Source organism: Ralstonia condita, assembly GCF_958405655.1.
Classification (GTDB): domain Bacteria; phylum Pseudomonadota; class Gammaproteobacteria; order Burkholderiales; family Burkholderiaceae; genus Ralstonia; species Ralstonia condita.
Window position 1 is genome coordinate 307,067 of record NZ_CATYWO010000004.1, and the last position, 17,280, is coordinate 324,346.

At 63.0% G+C, this 17,280-nt stretch carries 15 protein-coding genes; 8 read left to right on the top strand and 7 right to left on the bottom strand.

Going from position 1 to position 17,280, the window contains the following annotated elements; translation table 11 throughout:
• Positions 1-46: 46 nt before the first annotated feature.
• From R2N03_RS15245 to R2N03_RS15260, 4 genes are all read left to right on the top strand, one after another.
• A complete protein-coding gene (locus R2N03_RS15245) occupies positions 47-1,255 on the top strand; it encodes a CpaE/TadZ family protein (RefSeq protein ID WP_316658483.1) in 1,209 nt (402 codons plus the stop codon).
• Between the two features lie 76 nt (positions 1,256-1,331).
• On the top strand, positions 1,332-2,645 hold the full coding sequence (locus tag R2N03_RS15250; protein WP_316658609.1) for a TadA family conjugal transfer-associated ATPase: 1,314 nt from the start codon (positions 1,332-1,334) through the stop codon (positions 2,643-2,645).
• 41 nt (positions 2,646-2,686) lie between these two features.
• The gene (locus tag R2N03_RS15255; protein WP_316658484.1) at positions 2,687-3,664 is read left to right on the top strand and encodes a type II secretion system F family protein; all 978 of its coding nucleotides are present in this window, start codon (positions 2,687-2,689) and stop codon (positions 3,662-3,664) included.
• Between the two features lie 59 nt (positions 3,665-3,723).
• Positions 3,724-4,686 carry a type II secretion system F family protein gene (locus R2N03_RS15260; RefSeq protein WP_316658485.1) on the top strand — a complete coding sequence of 321 codons (963 nt, stop codon included), beginning with the start codon at positions 3,724-3,726 and terminating at the stop codon, positions 4,684-4,686.
• 800 nt (positions 4,687-5,486) lie between these two features.
• Here R2N03_RS15260 and R2N03_RS15265 read toward each other — a convergent pair.
• The 7 genes from R2N03_RS15265 to R2N03_RS15295 all read right to left on the bottom strand — a co-directional run bounded on the left by R2N03_RS15265 (position 5,487) and on the right by R2N03_RS15295 (position 11,879).
• On the bottom strand, positions 5,487-5,933 hold the full coding sequence (locus R2N03_RS15265) for a TadE/TadG family type IV pilus assembly protein (RefSeq protein WP_316658486.1): 447 nt from the start codon (positions 5,931-5,933) through the stop codon (positions 5,487-5,489).
• On the bottom strand, positions 5,926-6,417 hold the full coding sequence (locus R2N03_RS15270) for a TadE/TadG family type IV pilus assembly protein (RefSeq protein ID WP_316658487.1): 492 nt from the start codon (positions 6,415-6,417) through the stop codon (positions 5,926-5,928). The genes R2N03_RS15265 and R2N03_RS15270 overlap by 8 nt, the downstream gene beginning before the upstream one ends.
• Before the next feature lie 9 nt (positions 6,418-6,426).
• Entirely contained in the window at positions 6,427-7,635 is a 1,209-nt protein-coding gene (locus R2N03_RS15275) for a TadE/TadG family type IV pilus assembly protein (protein ID WP_316658489.1), read from the bottom strand.
• Positions 7,636-7,901: 266 nt separating this feature from the next.
• Positions 7,902-8,348, bottom strand: coding sequence for a GtrA family protein (locus tag R2N03_RS15280; RefSeq protein ID WP_316658490.1), 447 nt, complete (start codon positions 8,346-8,348; stop codon positions 7,902-7,904).
• Positions 8,349-8,557: 209 nt separating this feature from the next.
• Positions 8,558-10,201 (bottom strand): chaperonin GroEL, encoded by a 1,644-nt coding sequence (gene groL, locus R2N03_RS15285; protein ID WP_232042130.1) that lies wholly within the window; start codon positions 10,199-10,201, stop codon positions 8,558-8,560.
• Positions 10,202-10,302: 101 nt separating this feature from the next.
• Complete coding sequence (gene groES / locus R2N03_RS15290; RefSeq protein WP_021196716.1) at positions 10,303-10,593, bottom strand: co-chaperone GroES; 291 nt, start codon at positions 10,591-10,593, stop codon at positions 10,303-10,305.
• Between the two features lie 362 nt (positions 10,594-10,955).
• Positions 10,956-11,879 (bottom strand): LysR family transcriptional regulator, encoded by a 924-nt coding sequence (locus R2N03_RS15295; RefSeq protein ID WP_316658493.1) that lies wholly within the window; start codon positions 11,877-11,879, stop codon positions 10,956-10,958.
• 111 nt (positions 11,880-11,990) lie between these two features.
• Between R2N03_RS15295 and msuE the strand changes: the two genes are divergently transcribed.
• The 4 genes from msuE (at position 11,991) to R2N03_RS15315 (ending at position 17,280) form a co-directional block, all read left to right on the top strand.
• Positions 11,991-12,572: an FMN reductase gene (gene msuE / locus R2N03_RS15300; protein WP_316658610.1), complete on the top strand. Its 582-nt coding sequence runs from the start codon at positions 11,991-11,993 to the stop codon at positions 12,570-12,572.
• A gap of 45 nt (positions 12,573-12,617) precedes the next feature.
• Entirely contained in the window at positions 12,618-13,601 is a 984-nt protein-coding gene (locus tag R2N03_RS15305) for a DUF1852 domain-containing protein (protein WP_316658494.1), read from the top strand.
• A gap of 195 nt (positions 13,602-13,796) precedes the next feature.
• The gene (locus R2N03_RS15310) at positions 13,797-14,822 is read left to right on the top strand and encodes a methionine synthase (RefSeq protein ID WP_316658495.1); all 1,026 of its coding nucleotides are present in this window, start codon (positions 13,797-13,799) and stop codon (positions 14,820-14,822) included.
• Between the two features lie 682 nt (positions 14,823-15,504).
• Entirely contained in the window at positions 15,505-17,280 is a 1,776-nt protein-coding gene (locus R2N03_RS15315) for a diguanylate cyclase (RefSeq protein WP_316658496.1), read from the top strand.

The window sequence follows — 17,280 nt, forward strand, 5'->3', positions numbered from 1 at the left end:
CGATGCTGCGACACACACAAAACACGACCGAACGGGGAGCTTTGCCATGCTGAAGATCTTGATTGCGTCCGAAGACGGCGAACGTCTGGCGGAACTCGCGCGTCTGGTTGCCGCCAGCGGAAACTACCAAGTGATGCGGCTCCAGGCCACGCCGGGCAGCCTGTCCACGCACGCCTGCCAGTTGCGTGGTGCCGATGCACTGATCATCGACCAACCGGGCGGTGGCGCTACGCAGATGCTGGGCATCGAGGTATTGCGCCAGCAATATCCCGACCTGCCGTGCATTCTCGTCACGCAGACCCAGCAGCCAGACGATCTGATCCGCGCGCTGCGCGCGGGTGTGAGCGATGTCCTCGGCTGGCCGCTGGAAAGAGCACAGCTGACCGAAGCACTCACGCGACTGGAAGCCAATCACACACCCAGGGCCAGGGACGAGGCGCGCGTGATTGCCTTCGTCTCGAGCAAGGGCGGCGCGGGTGCCAGCTTCATCGCCAGCAACGTCGGCTACACCCTGGCCACACACGAACAGAAGCGGGTACTGCTGATCGACCTCAACACCCAGTTCAGCGACACGCACTTCCTGGTGAGCAGCAAGACGCCGCCGGCTACGCTGTCAGAGGTGTGCGCGCAGGTGGACCGGCTGGACGATGCCTTCCTGGAGGCCTGCCTGACGCGAGTCACCAAGGGCTTCGACGTGCTGGCAGGCGCCACCGACCCGATCAAGGCGGGCGAGATCAAGAAAGAGAAGATCGAGTACGTCCTGTCGATGGTCTCGCCCCTGTACGACTTTGTCCTGGTTGACATCGGGCAGGCCATCAACCCGCTCTCGATCGCGGTGCTCGACCACAGCGACCAGATCTGCGTGGTTGTCCAGCCCACCATCGCCTTTGCGCGGACCGGACGGCGGCTGCTCGACATCCTGCACGGCCTGCACTACGCGGCCGACAAGATCCGGATTCTGGTCAATCGCCACGGCAAGCGCGACGAGCTGCCCCGCGCAACGTTGGAGCAGGTCTTTGGCCAGCGGCTCTTCCACATGCTGCCCGACGATGCGTCGGCGGTGGACGAATCCATCTGCCAGGGCATCCCCATTGCGCAGGGCCAACGGAACAGTGCCATGGCCAAGGCACTGGTCGCGCTGGCCGACATCCTCGCGACGGCACGCGAGAACGAGCGTCATGCGCCGCAGGAGAAGGGCTTTTCGTTGAGCAAGCTCTTCGCGCGCACGAAGACGTCATCCCCGAACATTGCTTGAGTTTCTCCCGCAGACGGAGCCCATCATGTCAATCCGCGAACAGTTGTCCGGCAGCCCGGACCATCCGCCGCTGTCCATGAACGGACACACGCTGAACGTGCCTCAGGCGGGCCATCCGGCCTACCGGGATTTCAAGAAGACCGTCCATGAAGTCGTGCTGGACCGGGTCGACCTGGAGCGGCTGGCACGCTTCCCCACCGAACAGGTCCGGCACGAGATCGGCACCCTGGTCAACAGCATCATCGACGAGGAAAAGCTGCTGCTCAACGATACCGAACGCCGGCAGATGACCACCGACGTGTACGACGAGATGTTCGGCTTCGGCCCGCTGGAGCCGCTGCTGCAGGACCCGACGGTATCGGACATCCTGGTCAACACCGCCAAGCAGGTCTATGTCGAGCGCCGCGGCAAGCTCCAGCTCACCGATGTCACCTTCTACGACGACGCCCACCTGATGAAGGTGATCGAGAAGATCGTCTCGCGGGTGGGCCGCCGCATCGATGAAACCAGCCCGATGGTGGATGCCCGTCTGCCGGACGGCTCACGCGTGAACGCGATCATTCCACCATCGGCCATCGATGGGCCGCTGCTGTCGATCCGGCGGTTTGCCGCCAATCCGCTGCAGATCTCGGACCTGATCGACCTCAAGACGCTGACCCCACCCATGGCGAAACTGATGCAGGCGTTGTCTCAGGCCAAGGTCAACGTGCTCGTCTCGGGCGGCACGGGCAGCGGCAAGACCACCCTGCTGAACATCCTGTCAGGCTTCATTCCGACAGATGAGCGGATGATCACCATCGAAGACGCGGCCGAGTTGCAACTGCGCCAGCCGCACGTGCTGCGCCTGGAGACGCGCCCGCCCAACATTGAAGGCAAGGGCGAGATCACGCAGCGCGCCCTGGTGCGCAACGCCCTGCGCATGCGGCCCGACCGCATCATCCTGGGCGAAGTGCGCGGCGGCGAGGCGCTGGACATGCTCAACGCCATGAACACGGGCCACGAAGGGTCGCTCACCACCATCCACGCCAACACCGCGCGCGACGCCCTGACCCGCATGGAAAACATGGTGAACATGGCGGGCCTGAACCTGCCGCCCAAGACGATCCGGCAGCAGATCGCGTCAGCCATCACGGTGATCATCCAGGTGGCGCGGCTGACCGATGGGCGACGCAAGGTGATCAGCATCCAGGAGATCACCGGCATGGAGGGCGACGTCATCAACATGCAGGAAATCTTCACGTTCCAGCGCACGGGCGTTGCGCAGGACGGCGCCGTCAAGGGCGTCTTCCGCGCCACGGGGGTCTATCCGAAGTTTGCCGAACGCCTGCGCGTGTTCGGGGTGGGCTTGCCGGACGAAACATTCGACCCGGCACGGCATTTCGAGGCCTGAAGACAGCGCAACCGGCCCGATCCTGAAAGGGGGCACCCCAAATGAACGAAATCTTCTACGCCTTCGCGATCCTGCTCTTCGCGGCAGTCGTCCTCTGCATTGAAGGGCTCTATCAGTGGTGGAACAACAACCACGGCCCCGAAGCCAAGCGCGTCGACGCCCGGATCCGGGCCCTGTACGCAGGAGGGCATGTCGGGCAAGACCAACTCTCGATTCTGAAGAAGCGCTTGCTGAGTGAATCGCCGCAGGTTCAACGCTGGCTGATGAGCCTGCCTCGCGTGAGTCTGCTCGATCGCTGGCTGGAGCAGTCCGGCAGCGACTGGTCGGTGGCGCAGCTGCTCGGCTACTCGACCCTGGTCGCGCTGTGCACCCTTGCGCTGGGCGCCTGGCTGCCGTTTCCGTTCAGCATCGTGGCGGCCGGCGCGCTGCTCGCGGCCACGCTTCCCGCCCTGCACATTGCGTCGCTCCGGCGCAAACGCCTGAAGAAGCTGGAGGCGCAGCTTCCTGACGCGGTCGACATGATTGCCCGCGCGCTGCGCGCCGGCCACTCGTTTGCCAGCGCGCTCGGCATGGTCGGGCAGGAGATCAAGGAGCCGATGGGCCCGGAGTTCCGCACCACCTTCGAAGAGATCAACTACGGCGTGCCGATCGACGAGGCACTGACGAACCTGGCCAAGCGGGTGCCCGTGAGCGACCTGCGCTACTTCGTGATCGCCGTGCTCATCCAGCGCGAGAGCGGTGGCAACCTGGCCGAGATTCTCGACACCATCGGCATGCTGGTGCGCGAGCGCCTGAAGCTCTACGCCAAGATCCGGGTGCTGTCAGCCGAGGGTCGCCTGTCGGCCTGGATCCTGGGCCTGCTGCCCTTCTGCACGGCCGCGCTGATCCTCATCGTCAACCCGGATTTCATGAAGGTGCTGTGGACGGACCCGATCGGCCTGAAGATGATCGGCGTCGCGCTACTCAACATGCTGCTTGGTCTGATCTGGATGCGAAAGATCATCCGCATCCGTGTCTGACGTACACGCGTCATGCAACCTGACATGACGGAACGATTTCGCTTTGGGGGGAGACGATCATGCAAGCGCTCAATTCCGGACAACTTCTTATCCTCGCACTGATCTTCGTGGCTGCCTTTGGCGGCGCGCTTGGGTTGCTGCATCTGTTTTCTCCGAGCCGCACACGCGGCCGGGTACAGCAGATCGGAGGCCAGACCATCGGTACCGACCTGGTCGGCGGCCCCGACCATGCCTGGGTCGAAAAGCTGGCGACGTGGGCCAAGCCGGTCTCGCAACTGTCCCTGCCCAAAGAAGGCTGGGACAGCTCGCAGCTGCGCGTGCGCTTCATGAACGCGGGATGGCGCCAGCCCTGGGCCCCATCCTTGTACTTCGGCGTCAAGACGACGCTGGCGATCGCTCTCCCATTGCTGGGTCTGATGGTGTTGGGCGCCCGGCCGGAACATCACAGCCAGGAGTTGATTTTTGCCATTCTCGGTCTGCTGAGCGCCATCGGTTACTACCTGCCCAACGCCGTGCTGGCGCGCAGGATCGAAACACGCAAGCGCGCCGTGTTTGAAGAGTTTCCCGACATGCTCGATCTGCTCACCGTATGCGTTGAGGCCGGGTTGGGTCTGGACGCCGCCATGATGCGTGTGGCCGATGAGCTCGCGCTGCGCTGTCCCGTCATGGCCGAAGAGATGGAGCTCACCCTGCTGGAACTGCGCTCCGGTTTCTCCAAGGAGAAGGCCCTCACCAACCTAGCGCTGCGTACGGGCGTGGAAGATGTCGACCGGTTTGCCTCGATGCTGATCCAGGCCGACCGCTTCGGGACGAGCCTGGCCGATTCGCTGCGCGTGCTGTCCGACATGCTGCGCACCAAGCGTCGGATGCTCGCCGAAGAACAGGCCGCAAAGATTGCGCTCAAGCTGCTTTTCCCGCTGATCTTCTTCATCTTTCCAACGCTGCTGCTGGTGTTGCTTGGCCCGGCGTTCATCCAGATCTACCGCGTGCTGCTGCCAACCATGACCGGCCAGGGAGGCTGACATGAGAGGCCGCGGCTAGCCTGGCGGCAAAGGCCCCCGGACCGTCATCCGGCGCACCGCGCCGGAACGGTGGTCCAGTTCCCGGACGCGCGCCGGGTTTTTTCCGTTGTGCAAGACGGGTTCGATCGGGCCGGGATGCTCCCACTTTCAGGGCCTGATGGCGATCGTCTGGATGGCAACACGTGGCGGCAGTGGCGGCAGTGGCGGCGCGATGTCGCCGGCGCATCCCTTTTTACCGCCTCCCGGGGCGAAGCCGCTTTCGCGGTGCGGCCACAGGCAGTCAGCAAGGAAACGCGCGCCAGAGAGCGCGGAATCTCCTCGCATCTGTGTCGCCAGACGGAAGAGACAGCGCAACCGCGCTGCCGTCAGAGACGCCTCCGTCTTCGATCCGTCCGCTTGCAAGGTGTCGAGGTGCCATCGAAGACAGGACGCCATGAGACAAAGGCCAACGTCTCGCGGGGCAGGCCTTGTTGTCGTGGCCGGTGCGCAGACGACCGGACTGTTGACCTTCTGCCCTACGCGGCGTCTTGGTTCTCCGCAGCAAGGTGGAAAAAAAGAGGGAGGCTTGTCCCAGCGCACCGCGTTTGCCGCCTGCTGCGCCTGGTGACCGACACTCACGGGAGCTTTCGGCGCAGCAGGCGTTCCTTTGCTTGCTGACTGCCTGTGGCGACATGAAGACAGCAGGCCAGCGCCCGCAGCGTATCAACCGCGGGGGCCCATGCGCGCCGCAGGCGCTGCCGGCCCGCAGCGATGGTGATCCACGAGGTCTCGGATACGCACCCCGCAAGCCACGCGGCCGATCAGGAGCAAACAGCGCTGCTGTTGGGATCCTGCCCCATGACTTCACGTGGCAGGTAGGTGGAGAAACTCGGTACGGCCAGTTGCGAGAAGCCGATCCAGGTGGCTGGCGAATAGGCCGCAACCGACATCCCCGTGACGCTGACGGCGACACCACCGCAGTTCGTTGCGTCGCACGTCGAGCTTGGGGTCCCGCTGGTGTCGTACCACTGCACGGTCACGTTGGACGACGTGAGCGCAGGCAGGATCGTCTGCATCTTGGCAACCACGGACGTCGAACCCTGCGCGCAGACCACGGCCTGACGCGCCCCCCAGCGGGTCGCCTCACCCACCGCATTCCAGGTGAAGAGAATGCGCCCAAAGTCGAGGATGGCGAGCAGCACCGTCAGAAAGAGCGCCGCCACAATGGCAAACTCGACCGCCGTCGTACCTTTCTGGTGCTTATTCATAGGACTGCCTCATGGTCACGGAGATGTTCCCGAATGGGAACGAGGTGAGCGACCCGCTGCCGCCTGAATAGAAGCGCGTGAAGGCCAGCATGTCGATCACCGGATTGAAGGTGTAGCCTGTGATCGTTACGGTGACCGTGTTGATCGCGGGGTTGGTGCCTTGCGCAATATTCGACGTGCAGCTTGTGTTCGACGCATCGCAGATGGCGACCATGCTGGCCTTGAGTCCAGGCACCAGCGTTGGCTGCGTGCTGGCGGGCGTTGGCGTGCCATAGACCACCAGGTTCTGCGCTGTTGCATACGCGCTGGCATTGCCCGCCGCCTGCGTACTCAGATAGCGGGTCGCATCTCGCGCGGCTTTGGCCAGCGTGTTGTACGTATAGATGGCCCTGCCGAACTCCGTGATGGCGAAGGTGATCGCCAGCAGCAAGCTGAGCGTGATGGCCAGTTCGACCACTGCGACGCCGCGTTGTCGTGTCTTCATGGCGCGCTCCTACTCCACCAGTGCCGGAACGAGCGGGCCGACGTTGCCGCCGGCCAGACCGCTCGGCGTGCATGGGCTGCCGACGCTCCCTCCGTTGCCCAGGTATTCGAACTGAATGGTCGTGGTCGGACCGTCCACGGGCTGCAGCATGAGCATGCAGGCGTAGTCCATGATCTTCGAGGCCGACGACACGACGGGCACCAGCACGATACGCCGGCTGGTCCCGTAGGTCGCAAGATCGCCGGTCGACCCGCTCGTGGCAAGGTTCTGATAGCCGCCCTTGATATTCAGGCCAGTGATGACGTTACCAGCCTGGACTGTGGTTCCAGTATTCGCGTAGTTGGCGTATGCGAGCCGTTTGGTCTTGAAGTTGGCGGCAGTCGCATCGGAGCCCGCAGCGGGTGTGCCGCTGTAGGCGTTCTGGGGCACGGCATTCTTCCAGTTGGTGGACGTATAGGCATAGCCCGTGAAATCGGGCCGGAGATCGGCTGCGGTGAACTTGTTCTTGTAGATACCGAAGCGGGCATTCCATGCATCATCGACCGCGACCTTCGCGCCGGGTGTGCCCAGCGAGTCGCCGACCTTCGAATTGCAGTAGCCGACGTTCATCTCGGATTTCGTCTCGCTGGCATTGGTGGAGCCATCGAGGTTGTACCAGCCCATCTCGCCCGGCGTGGGTGAGCCACCGGAATACAGCATGCTGACCCACTCGCCCTTCTGGTAGCCGTAGTCTGGCGCCGCACCGCCCGACTTCGGCAGCAGGCCGACCGGGATCGGGCACGTGCTCTGCGCATGCACGCGCGTTGCCACCGCCAGTGCGGCAACCGCGTTGCTGGAGGCCCCGCCCACCATCTTGATCAGATACGCCACGATGCCACTCGTCGCGTGATTGCACTTCACGTAGCTGGACGTCGTCGAGGCGCTTCCAGCGGGACTGTACAGGCCTGTCAATGAAGTGCTGAAGGTGATGTCCGCGTCCGTGATGGATGCAGAGGTCTTCTGGTAGACGACCTTGTTCGCGTTGCCTGCGGTCTTTCCGGCACTGGTCGCCCGTGTCAGCGCATCCGTCGCACCATCCAGCTCTTGCGCGGCGGCCAGGGCGCAACTGTCCACGGCCGACTGCAGCTCCGTCTTGGCGACAAACAGCCCACTCAGGTCGACGACCAGTCCCGCCATGCCCAGCAACACGGCAAGGATCAGCCCAACCATCGGAAGCACTGCCCCTCGTTCTCTGTGCTTGTTATGCGTGCGCATATGCCTTCACCTCCGCCGGCGTGAATGCTGACCGGCTGCCGTACTGACAACCTGATGCGAAACACCTGTCGCATGCAGGCTTCCCCGTCCCTTTCACGTCAGTTGTAGCCGCCGCAGGCGAAGTGCGAAACTGGCCGTAGGTATGATTCAGCGGTGAAACGCGACGCGGCTTGTGGCGTGGCACTGCAATGCGCGGCGCGAGCGCCATGCACCCGCGCATGATGCAGGGCTCAGCGAAACGTCCAGAACCGGTGCAGCACGAAGGTGAGGGGCGGCACCGCGAGCAGGATGGCGACGAGCCCGGCCCAGTAAGTCAGACCCAGCGTCTGCGCAAGCCACGAGATGGCCAGCGTCAGCGCCAGTCCGAGCAGCGACACCGCATAGAAGCGCAGGAAGTTGGCACGTCCCGGCTTGGCGGAAAAGCTCCAGAACGCGTTGAGCAGATACGAGCAGACGTTGGCACAGACAAACGCCACCCCGTTTGCGGTCACCTGTGAAGCAGAGAGGCCGTTGATGAGCGAGGTTGCAATCGCCACATGCACGCCGGTCGCCGCCACGCCAGACACCCCAAAGCGGCATACGCGCACGATCGTCATCGGATTCGGCAGCCAGCGTGCCAGGGCTGACGGCAGCACGCCCACCAATGCCTCCACGACGCCGGACTCCGCCTCTCGCATGATCAACTCCCCCCGCAACGCATTGTTGGTGGCGGCGGAGTCGGCCGAAATCCATCAGATGGATGACGCAGTCGCGGGGAATCGGACGAGATGCGCTCGCGCGTCAATGGCACACCGGCAACAAAAAACCCCGCAGGCTCGCACCCGCGGGGTTTTTTGTTTGGAACAGCCATCCCGGAGGATGGCCGGGCCAGGGCCGGTGCGGCAAATTACATCATGCCGTCCATGCCGCCCATGCCACCCATGCCGCCCGGCATTGCCGGAGCTGCATCGTCCTTCGGCAGTTCTGCCACGGCGCAGTCCGTGGTCAGCATCAGCGAAGCAACCGAAGCGGCGTTCTGCAGCGCGGTGCGGGTCACCTTGGTCGGGTCCAGCACGCCCATTTCCACCAGGTCACCGTACTCGCCGGTGGCGGCGTTGTAGCCGTAGTTGCCCTTGCCTTCGATCACCTTCGACACCACAACCGAAGCCTCGTCGCCAGCGTTGGTGACGATCTGGCGCAGCGGCTCTTCCATGGCGCGCAGCACGATCTTGATGCCGGCGTCTTGATCAGGGTTGGAACCCTTCAGACCGGAGATCAGTGCACGGGCGCGCAGCAGTGCAACACCGCCGCCAGCCACGATGCCTTCTTCCACGGCAGCGCGCGTTGCGTGCAGCGCATCTTCCACGCGGGCCTTCTTTTCCTTCATTTCGACTTCGGTGGCAGCGCCAACCTTGATCACGGCAACACCGCCGGCCAGCTTGGCCACGCGCTCTTGCAGCTTCTCACGGTCGTAGTCCGAAGTCGCTTCTTCGATCTGGGCACGCACTTGCTTCACGCGGGCTTCGATGTTGCGGGCGTCGCCTGCGCCATCGATGATCGTGGTGTTTTCCTTGCCGATTTCAACGCGCTTGGCTTGGCCCAGGTCGTTCAGGGTCGCCTTTTCCAGCGTCAGGCCGACTTCTTCAGCGATGACTTGGCCGCCCGTCAGGATGGCGATGTCTTCCAGCATGGCCTTGCGGCGGTCGCCGAAGCCCGGAGCCTTGACGGCGGCGGTCTTCAGGATGCCACGGATGTTGTTCACCACCAGCGTTGCCAGGGCTTCGCCTTCGACGTCTTCAGCGATGATCAGCAGCGGACGGCCAGCCTTGGCCACTTGCTCCAGCACCGGCAGCAGGTCGCGGATGTTGCTGATCTTCTTGTCGAACAGCAGCACGAACGGGTTGTCCAGCTGGACAACTTGCTTTTCCGGGTTGTTGATGAAGTACGGCGACAGGTAGCCGCGGTCGAACTGCATGCCTTCCACGACGTCCAGCTCGTCGGCCAGCGACTTGCCGTCTTCCACGGTGATCACGCCTTCCTTGCCAACCTTGTCCATGGCTTCAGCGATGCGCTGGCCGATGGATTCATCGCTGTTGGCCGAGATGGCGCCAACTTGAGCGATTTCCTTGCTGGTGGTCGTCGGCTTGCTGATCTTCTTCAGCTCTTCAACGGCGGCCGTCACGGCCTTGTCGATGCCGCGCTTCAGGTCCATCGGGTTCATGCCGGCGGCAACGTACTTCATGCCTTCGCGCACGATCGACTGGGCCAGCACCGTTGCGGTGGTGGTGCCGTCACCGGCGTTGTCGCTGGTCTTGGAAGCGACTTCCTTGACCATTTGCGCGCCCATGTTCTGCAGCTTGTCCTTCAGCTCGATTTCCTTGGCGACCGACACACCGTCCTTGGTCACGGTCGGGCCACCGAAGCTGCGCTCCAGCACCACGTTACGGCCCTTCGGGCCCAGGGTCACCTTGACTGCGTTGGCGAGAATGTTCACGCCTTCGACCATCTTGGCACGTGCGGCGTCGCCGAACACTACGTCTTTAGCTGCCATCTTGAGAATCTCCGAAATCTTTGGATGTTGCCCGCGCGCTCAGTCAGCGGCGCCGGCAATGAGGATTGGGTTACGGGTAAGCGATGCGACGGAGCGCGTGCTTACTTTTGCACCACGGCCATGATGTCTTCTTCGCGCATGACCAGGACTTCCTGGCCATCCACCTTGACGGACTGGCCGGCGTACTTGCCGAACAGCACGCGGTCGCCGACCTTCACGTCCAGCGCGATCGCATTGCCCTTGTCGTCTTTCTTGCCCGGGCCGACGGCCAGCACTTCGCCTTGATCCGGCTTTTCAGCGGCGGCGTCGGGGATGACGATGCCCGAAGCGGTCTTCGTCTCGTTGTCCAGGCGCTTCACGATCACGCGGTCGTGCAAAGGACGCAGGTTCATACACAACTCCTCAATGCAAAGTGAGTGTTTATTCACAAAACGCGCCGCAGAACGCGGCGCATCGGGAAAGCATCGGGAACCGGAGGCGTTGTTAGCACTCCTGCCCGGCGAGTGCTAATTATAGGGACGGGGTATGACGATTTCAAGAACGGGGGAAACCGAAGTTTTTGTCGAGATTCACGCAACGCTGGCCTGTGTTCACCCAGCTTCGAACTCATCCCAGAGCCTCAGCGCACACCAGAACCAAACATTCCTTTCAATTTCATAGGGTTACGCAACGATCGGCCGCTCAAAGCGCCACCCTCATGGAAGGAAGATGACGGCAAGCGCGCCCGGTAACCACCCAGCTTGCCGATCGGTGTTCATCCCTTGGCTCCTTGGGCAATGGCAGTCTTGGTAGCGATTGCAGGCTGGCGGGCCAGTTCAATGAAGGCCCGCACGTAGTCAATGGCGGTGTCCGCTTCGCGTGCGCCCAGGAAGATTTGCTTGGCGATGCCGCGCGCGCCCAGCCGCACGGGTACCACGTCGATCTTGGCCGCGTATTCCTCGACCAGCCAGCGCGGCAGGGCGGCCACGCCGCGGCCGCTGGCCACCATCTGCAGCATGATGTCGGTGGTTTCGATGGCTTTGTGGCGCCTGGGCGTTACACCGGCCGGCAACAGGAACTGGCTGTATATGTCCAGGCGCTCGATGTCCACGGGGTAGCTGATGAGCACTTCCCGGGTCAGCTGCCGGGGTTTCACATAGGCCGCCGAAGCCAGGGCATGGCCCCGCGCCACGACCAGCACCTGCTCGTAGTCGAATACGGGTTCGAACTTCAGCCCCGGCTTGAACAACGGGTCCGGCGTGACCAGCAGGTCGATCTCGTAGCCGAACAGCGCACCGATCCCGCCGAACTGAAACTTCTGCTTGACGTCCACATCCACGTCGGGCCATGCGGCCAGATAGGGAGACACCACTTTGAGCAGCCACTGGTAGCAGGGATGGCATTCCATGCCGATACGCAGCGCCCCGCGCTCGCCCTGCGCGAATTGGCCGAGGCGCTCTTCGGCCAGATCCAGTTGCGGCAGCACCCGGTTCGCCACGGCCAGCAGATATTGGCCGGCCTGCGTCAGGCGCAGGCTTCGTCCTTCGCGCAGCCAAATGTCGGTGCCCAGCTGAAGCTCTAGTTTCTTCATGCTGTGGCTCAGGGCCGACTGGGTCAGGTTCAGTACGCCTGCGGCGGCCGTCAACGACCCTTGCTTCTCGACCTGCTGAACGATGCTGAGGTGGATGCGCTCAAGCATTCACATGATTCCTATTCATGAATTTGTGAAATAAAACCATTTTACTTCATTGATCCACATCAATACCATGCGTTCCGATTGTTCGATCGCAGCCATCTGAAAGAAAAAAAAATGACACGTCCACTTCGAGTAGTAGCGGTTTCCGGCGGACTGCAACGCCCCTCCAAGGCTGCAGCCCTGGCAGAGCACCTGCTGGATCTGATCGCCGACGAAGTTCCGTGCCAACAACGCCTGATCGAACTGGGCGAACTCGCGCCACAGCTTGCCGGCGCGGTCTGGCGATCCCAACTGCCCGATACGGTGGAGCGGGAACTCGCGGCGGTCGAGCAAGCTGACGTCCTGGTGGTGGCAACGCCCGTCTACCGCGGCTCTTACACCGGGCTGTTCAAGCATTTCTTCGACTTCATCCACCAGGACGCCCTGATCGACAAACCCGTTCTGTTGGCAGCCACTGGCGGGAGTGAGCGCCATGCCCTGGTGATCGACCACCAGTTGCGGCCGCTGTTCAGCTTTTTCCAGGCACGCACATTGCCGCTGGGCGTCTATGCGACCGACAAGGATTTCGTGGATTACCGCCTGCAGGACGAGGCCCTGATTGAGCGGGCAAGACTGGCCGTCCAACGGGCATTGCCGTTGGTCGAATTGACGCACCACGCCAGGTCGTCTCTGGCCGATGCGGTGGTTGTGGCCTGAAACACGAATTGGCTTTTCTCTCCGAAATTAGGTCACTGGATCACAATGCACCAAGAACTCACCTTTAGCCTCAAAAGCATTTGTTTCGATGAAAACTATCAGCCATCGGACAGCACTCGCATCACCACAAACTTTGCCAACCTGGCCCGTGGAAAGAATCGGCAGCAGAACCTGCGCAACACACTGCGGATGATTGACAATCGCTTCAATGATTTGGCGCATTGGGACAATCCCACGGGAGATCGCTACGCTGTCGAACTCGAGATCATCTCTGTCGAGATGAACCTTGACGCCCAAAGCAGCAACGATGTTTTTCCGCTGATCGAGATACTGAAAACCAGCATTCTCGACAGGACAACAAACAAGCGCATCGACGGCATCGCGGGAAACAATTTTTCTTCCTATGTGCGCGATTACGACTTCAGCGTCCTGCTTCCGGAGTACAACGCCCATCGAGCGGAATTCAGCACTCCAGACGATTTTGGCGACTTGCATGGCAAGCTGTTCCAGCAATTTGTCTACTCGCGCGCTTACAAGGAGCGCTTCAGCAAGCCGCCTGTCATCTGCATCAGCGCCTCGACCAGCAAGACCTATCGGCGGACCGGGAACCAGCATCCCGTACTGGGTGTGGAGTACCAACAGAATGCACTGTCCTCAACTGACCAGTATTTCGCAAAGATGGGGATGCAGGTTCGGTTTTTCATGCCGCCGAATGGCGTTGCACCCTTGGCTTTCTACTTTCAAGGCGACCTGCTGGGTGATTACACGAATCTCGAATTGATCGGCACCATCAGCACCATGGAGACCTTTCAAAAGATTTATCGTCCGGAAATTTACAACGCCAATGCTGCAGCAGGAAATCGCTATCAACCGAGCCTGAAGCATCAGGATTACTCATTGACGCAGATTGTCTATGACCGGGAAGAACGCAGCCAGCTGGCTGTCAAACAAGGGAAGTTTGCAGAGGAGCATTTCATCAAGCCCTATAAGCGCGTCCTTGAACAATGGGCGACCGATTTCGCGCTCTGACTGGCCAAAATACATGGGCCATTCTTCCCACATCTCGTTGACCAGGCTTGCCGAAGCGAATGACCCTGTCTAGCGGCACTCGCATCGGCGCTGCCGGCAGTCCTGCCCCACATAACACACCATCCCGCGGCTGCTCTGGCAAAACGGTCCCGAAGCACGTTTGCCACACCCATCTTTCTTGAAAGGAATCCTCCGATGTTTGAAACCTCCATCGCCGGCAGCCTGCCGAAGCCTGCCTGGCTGGCTGAAACCAACAAACTCTGGCCTCAGTGGAGGGCTGAAGGCGATGCGCTGCTCCAGGCCAAGGCCGACGCGACGCTGCTGTGGATCAAAGCCCAGGAAGACGCAGGCCTGGACATCGTGTGCGACGGCGAGCAATCGCGCCAACACTTCGTGCACGGCTTCCTGGAGCAGGTCGAGGGCATCGACTTCGAGCACAAGGTGAAGATGGGCATCCGCGACAACCGCTACGACGCGATGGTGCCGCAGGTGGTTTCGGCCCTACGCCTGAAGGGCCGCGTGCACGCTTTCGAAGCGCAGCTGGCGCGCGCCCACACGAAGAAGAAGCTGAAGTTCACGCTGCCCGGCCCCATGACCATTGTCGACACCGTGGCAGACCGCTTCTACGGCGACAAGGTCAAGATAGCCTTCGCGTTTGCGGAATTGCTCAACCAGGAAGCGCTCGCGCTGCAAGCCGATGGCGTGGACATCATCCAGTTCGACGAACCCGCGTTCAATGTCTACATGAAGGACGCCGCTGACTGGGGCGTGCAGGCGCTCGAGCGCGCGGCGCAGGGCTTGACCTGTACGACGGCGGTGCACATCTGCTACGGCTACGGCATCAAGGCCAATACCGACTGGAAGCGCACCCTGGGCGACGAATGGCGTCAGTACGAGGCGGTATTCCCCGCGCTTGCCCGCAGCCGCATCGACCAGGTGAGCCTGGAATGCATCCACTCCCATGTGCCGCCCGACCTGATGAAGTTGCTGGTCGGCAAGGACGTGCTGGTCGGCGTGATCGATGTGGCCAGCGACGTGGTAGAGACACCTGAGGAAGTGGCTGACACCATCGGCCGGGCGCTGGCGTTCGTGCCGAAGGAGCGACTGTTCCCGTGCACGAACTGCGGCCTGGCGCCGATGGCGCGGGACGTGGCGTGGCGCAAGCTGGAAGCGCTGGCAGAAGGCACGAGACTGGCCAAGGAGCGGCTCGCTAAGGCGTAACGTCCGCCCGGTCATCGCGACCGGTCATCCTGGTCGCGCCGTCGATGGCACGACACAGGTACGCGCCGACTGAGCGGCCATCGAGCGTTGGGTCAGCGGCGCGTCATGATTTGGGCATCGCAGGCTGCCGCTGTAAAGCAGCCAGCGACCGCCGCGGTTCAAGCGGCTGCGGCGGGTCGGAAGCCGCAGTTGATCTCCTGCCCCGCAAGTGGCGGCTTCGGGCCCGAACCGGACATCACGAACCCAATGGATCGCTTTCGTTCACCGTGCAAGGTTCAGAGTCACGTGAACCAAGACGCAGCGAGTTCAACGTTAAGCGAACCCAGCATTCAAAGTTGGCTGCGCAACGCCGCCCGGAACGCCTATGGATAGCGGCCCACCGGTTCAGCGTTGAGTAAATCTCGACCAGCGGCAATCACCCCACGGCGAACTGCTCCTCCCGCGCTTGCTCATCGATAAAGCCATGTTGAGCGTCAACGACGGCAAGACTGAGGGGTTGCCGCCCCGCACCGCGGACTTTTCATTTGTTTGCAATGTGCGCCCTACGGGACGGTTCAATGGCACGGTAAAGATGCCACGCATCCTGCCGTTAGCCTGAGCAGGTGCCGCGTGCCAGGATGGACACCGGCCCTGTCGCCCCCTCACACCCGAGCCGCCTGCCCAGACACCCCCGCTTCCGTTCATGTCCCCTGAAACGTCGATGGACAAGCGCTTTGGCGCCAGCGTTGCCATCGTCCTCGTCCCGGTGCTGTTGCTGTCGTGCTGGCTGCTCGGCTACGCATGGCACGCCTATGGCCGGGCCGACGAGGCCGCAATCAGCTTCCATGCGCTGCAGCGGTCGCTCCTGGTCATGGAAAAGGTCTCGGCCGAGCGCGGCCCGACCAATGGCGTGCTCGGCGAAGACCTGCCGCTACCCGCCGAACGCGTGGCGGCACTGCGGCGCGCGCGTGCCGCCAGCGATGAGCGCATCGCCCAACTGCTCGAAGCGCTGCGCCCCGAGCGCTGCCCCGCCTGTGCGGCCGACGCCGACGCCGTGCGCGGCGCGCAAGCCGACCTGGTCAGCGCGCGCCAGAACATCGACCGGCTGATCGTCCAGCCGCTGCACGCGCGCGGCAGCCGTGCCCTTGCCGATGCAGTGGACCGCATGATTGCGGTCATTCCGAAGTTTCTGCCGGTCGTCAACGCGCGCACGGCCAGCATCACGCGCGGCGACCCGGAGGCACTGAACTGCCTCACGCTGGCGCGGCTGTCCGCCGATCTGCGCGAGTACGCCGGCCAGATCGGCTCGCGCCTGACTGGCGCACTGGCCATGCACCGCATGCTGACGCTGGATGAGCAGTACGCCATCGAGCGCACGCGCGGCCGCATCGACCAGCTTCGCGCCATGATCGACACGCGTATTGCACGGCGACCGGGGCTGGACCGGCGCGCCATCGAGGCGCTCGCCACGCAGTACTTCGGTGAGGGCCTGGATTATCTGCAGAGCGTGCGCGCCCTGGCCAGTCGCCCCGGAGGCGTCGATATCACCACCGGACAATTCGCCGAGCGCTACGTGCCCACCATGCGCGCCATCACCGATTTCCGCGACAGCGTGCTGCAACTGGCCGGCCAGGACATTCAAGCGCACCGGCGCGCGATGCTCCTGGTCTTGCTCGGCTCGGCCGTCGCGGTGCTGTCGGTGCTGGGGGCCCTCGCGTGGATGACGCTTTCGTTCCGGCGTGACGTGGTGGGGCCGTTCGTCAACGCCACGCGGCTCATCGATGCCATCGCGCGTGACGATCTCGGCGTGCACATTCCGACCGGCTTCGCCCGGCGCGAGATCCGCGCAATGTTCGACGCGATCCGCGTGCTGCGCGTCAACAGCATCGAACGCCAACGGCTCGAGCGGGAGCGCGCCCATCTCATGCGCGAACTCGAACGCATGGCACAGACCGACCCGCTCACCAAACTGCTCAACCGACGCGCATTCGAGGACCGCGCAAGCGCCATGTGCGACACGCTGCAACCGCAGGCGCCGCTGATTGCGCTGGTCATGTTTGACATCGACCACTTCAAGCGCATCAACGACACCTATGGTCACGCCGTCGGCGACGAGGCGCTGCGTGCCGTCGCCCGCCTGTGCCGCACCGATGGGCAGTCCCCCGATACGGTGGCACGCATCGGCGGCGAGGAATTTGCGGTGATGGCGTGGGCAGACTCGCAAGAGCAGGCGCGCCTGCTGGCAGAGCGCCTGCGCCAGCGCATCGCCGGCATGACGGTACCCACGGGCGCCGACGTGTCCTGCCGCATGACAGCCAGCTTCGGGGTGGCCGTGGCGCAAACGGCTGAACAACCCTCGCTGGAGACGCTGCTGAGGCGTGCCGACGATCTTCTCTATGCCGCCAAACTGGCGGGGCGCAACTGCGTGATGACGGACGCGCCAGCCCCGTCTCGAGACCTGCCGGCCGCCGCCGGCTGA